At 68.4% G+C, this 3,332-nt stretch carries 2 protein-coding genes; one reads left to right on the top strand and one right to left on the bottom strand.

Going from position 1 to position 3,332, the window contains the following annotated elements:
- Positions 1-2,581, top strand: a 2,581-nt coding sequence (locus A5648_RS00010) for an ATP-binding protein (protein WP_131810489.1), incomplete at its 5' end; no start/stop codon positions are given.
- Between the two features lie 3 nt (positions 2,582-2,584).
- On the opposite strand, the gene A5648_RS00005 is transcribed toward A5648_RS00010, so the two are convergent.
- Complete coding sequence (locus A5648_RS00005; protein ID WP_065022573.1) at positions 2,585-3,031, bottom strand: universal stress protein; 447 nt, start codon at positions 3,029-3,031, stop codon at positions 2,585-2,587.
- Between the last annotated feature and the right edge of the window lie 301 nt (positions 3,032-3,332).

Genomic DNA, 3,332 nt, shown 5'->3' with positions numbered 1-3,332 from the left:
CGCGGTGTCGGTGCTCGGGGAACCGGAGCTGGTGCGCATCAAGGGCGTTGAGGATGCGGTGCCGGCACGGCGGCTGCTGAGCATGATCCCGCGCCGACAGCAGGACAGGTCCGTGGAGTCGGTGTTGGTGGGCCGTGAGTCGCAGTTGGCCACGCTCGAGGCGATGCTGGCCCGGGCCACCACCGGGCACGGGGCGGCGGTGTGCGTGGTCGGCTCTGCCGGGATCGGCAAGACGCGTCTGGTCGACGAGGTCGTGCAGTGCGCGAAAGACCATGGCGTCGAGGTGTTTTCCGCGTTCTGCGAGGCGCACACCACCGATGTCGCGTTCCATGTGGTCGCCGGCCTGCTGGGCGCCGCGGCCCGGGTCGGTGGTCTCGACGACGCGAATATGCGGGCAACGGTGCGGGCCCGGGTACCCGACGCCGACCCCGAAGACATGCTGCTGCTGGACGACCTCCTCGGCATCGTCGAACCCGGGGTGGAGCTGCCGAAAATCGATCCGGACGCGCGGCGACGGCGGCTGACCGCGCTGGTCAACACCGCCCAAGTGGCCCGCATCCATCCCGCGGTCTTCGTCGTCGAGGACGTGCACTGGATCGACGAGGTCAGCGAATCCATGCTCGCGGACTTTCTGACGGTGATCGCCGACACCTGCTCGCTGGTGCTGATCACCTGCCGCCCCGAGTATCAGGGGACGCTGCAGCAGGTGCCCGGGGTTGAGACGATGACCCTGGAGCCGCTGAGCACCCCGGAGACCTCCCTGCTGGTGACCGATTTGGTGGGCACCGACCCCTCGGCGTTCGAGGTCGCCGGGATCATCACCGATCACTCGGCGGGGAACCCGCTGTTCGCCGAGGAGATCACCCGCGAACTCGCCCAGCGCGGCGTGCTGATCGGTGAACGCGGCAGCTATGTGTGCCGCACCGCCGCAGCCCAGATCCATGTGCCGGCCACCCTGCAGGCGACGCTGGCCGCGCGCATCGACCGGCTCGGCGCAAAGGCCAAACATGCCCTGGCAGCAGCCGCGGTCATCGGGTCCCGCTTCAGCGCCGAACTGCTGGCCGGGCTGGGGGTCGATCCGTGCATCGAGGAACTGGTCAGCGCCGAACTGATCGAACCGCTGTCGCCGCCGAACCCGGACGCCGACTACGCGTTTCAGCATCCGCTGATCCGGATGGTCGCCTATGAAGCACAGCTGAAGTCCGGTCGCGCCGACGTACACCGCAGGCTTGCCGCCGCCATCGAATCGCGCGATAAGGCATCGGCCGACTCCAATGCCGCCCTGATCGCCGGACATTGGGAAGCCGCCGGGGAGAGACACGTCGCTTACGGATGGCATCTGCGCGCGGCGGCCTGGGCATTGAACCGCGACATCATCGCGGCACGAATGAGTTGGGAGCGCGCCCAGAAGATCGCCGACACGCTACCCGCCGATGACCCCGACCGGACCGCAATGCGGATCGCCCCGCGCACCATGCTGTGCGGAATCGCTTGGCGCGCAGGCTTGGACGACATACCGTCCCGGTTCGAGGAACTGCGCGAGCTGTGCGACGCCGGCGGGGACAAGCCGTCGTTGGCGATCGCTATGGCCGGTCTGGTGATCGGATATGTGTATCAAGACCGGGTACACGAAGCCTCCGAGCTGGCCTCCGAAACCATGGCGCTGCTGGATTCCATCGGCGACCCGTCCCTGACCGTGGGGCTGTCGTTCGCGGCCATCTACGCCAAGACCGAACTGGACGGTTGGGATGACGTGGCGGAGTGGTCACAACGCGTCATCGACCTGGCCGACGGTGATCCCACGAAGGGCAGTTTCCTGCTCGGCTCGCCGCTGGCGGTCGTGTTGGCCGAGCGCTCCATCGCACGCTGGCGCCTGGGGCATCCCGGGTGGCGCGACGACCAGGAGCGCGCCCTCGCCATGGCCCGCGACACCGACCCGTTGTCCTTTGTCGTTGCGGTGGCATTCACCTACCAGGCCGCGATCGCCTATGGCGTGTTGCGCGCCGACGACGCGGCCGTGCGCACCATCGAAGAAGCCGTGCGGCACGCCGAACGCTTGGGTGACGACTACACCCTGGACAAGGCGCGACAAAGCTTGGGCTTTGCGCTCCTACACCGCCCCACCATCGCCGAGCGCGATCGCGGGCAGCAGATCTTGACCGAAGTCGGCCAGGTGGGCGAGTTCCCGATCACCCTGGTTTTCCTGGCCCGCGAAAGAGCCCGGTGCGGAGACCGCGAGCACGCCCTGGCGCTCATCCGCACCATCGCCGACCAACTGGTCCGCGAGGGCCAGCTGCTGGGGTGGGGCTTTCACGCGACCAACGTGCTGGTGGAGACCCTGTTGGACGGGGCCACCGAAGCCGATCTGGCCGAAGCCGAAGCCGCGATCGAGTCCCTGGCGACCGCCCCTGCCGAAGAGAATCTGGCGATCCGGGATATCTGGCTGCTGCGGCTGCGGGCCCTGCTGGCCAGGGCGCGCGACGACGCAGCCGGGTATGCCTGCTACCGCGATCGCTGCCGCGAGATGGCCGAAACGCTGGGCTTCGGCGGGCATCTCGCCTGGGCCGAGGCGATGCCGTAAGGGCTAGCCGGTGGTGTGCACGATCAGCACGTCGACCTTGGCGCGCCGCGACACGTTGGCCGGCACCGACCCGAGCAGCCGCCCGGCGATCGTGCTCAACCCGACGTTGCCGACCACCAGCAGATCGGCCTTGACCGACTCGGCCAGCTCCACCAGCGCATCGACCGGGGCGCCGACCACAGCCTTCTCCTCCACCTCGTAGGCCCCGGCGGCGATAGCGCGCTCCTTGGCCTCCTTGAGGATGGCGTAGATCGGAGCGTTGCCCGAGGCGATGTAGCCCTCGTCCTTGAGGACGTCGGCGGCCCGCGGGTCGTCCGCGTGCGGCAGGTAAGCGGTGGCGATGACGACCTTCGCGCCCTCCCCAGACGCCAGGTGACCGGCGCGGTCGACGGCACGCAGCGAAGAGTCCGAGCCGTCCGTGCCCACCACCACGGTCTTGTAGCCGCTCATCCGTTAGCCCTCTCGGTGAAAAGTTGCCATGTTCTAAGCCATGGCGACATTAACGCGTCAGCGGCCCCGATGGGGGCGATTGGCGTCACATGTCGCCTGCGTGCCTGCCCACACATCCGCCCTGACCGGGCCCGAAACCGGTTTCCGCGGCTGTCGTGACGTAGCTGACACCGCGTTCTGAGCGGTAGCGTGAGAAGTCATTCTCCTCATCCCCGGGCGATAGGGCACGCCGTTGAGCCAGGTATTGACCCGAGTCCCGGTGAGCACGACAGCGGCTCCGCTCCGCCGGCGGCGCCGGCCC

Origin of the sequence: Mycolicibacter sinensis, assembly GCF_001673565.1 — a bacterium.
Lineage (GTDB): Bacteria > Actinomycetota > Actinomycetes > Mycobacteriales > Mycobacteriaceae > Mycobacterium > Mycobacterium sinense_C.
The sequence above is the reverse complement of the archived record's forward strand: the minus strand, read 5'-3'. Positions and strand labels throughout refer to the sequence as shown.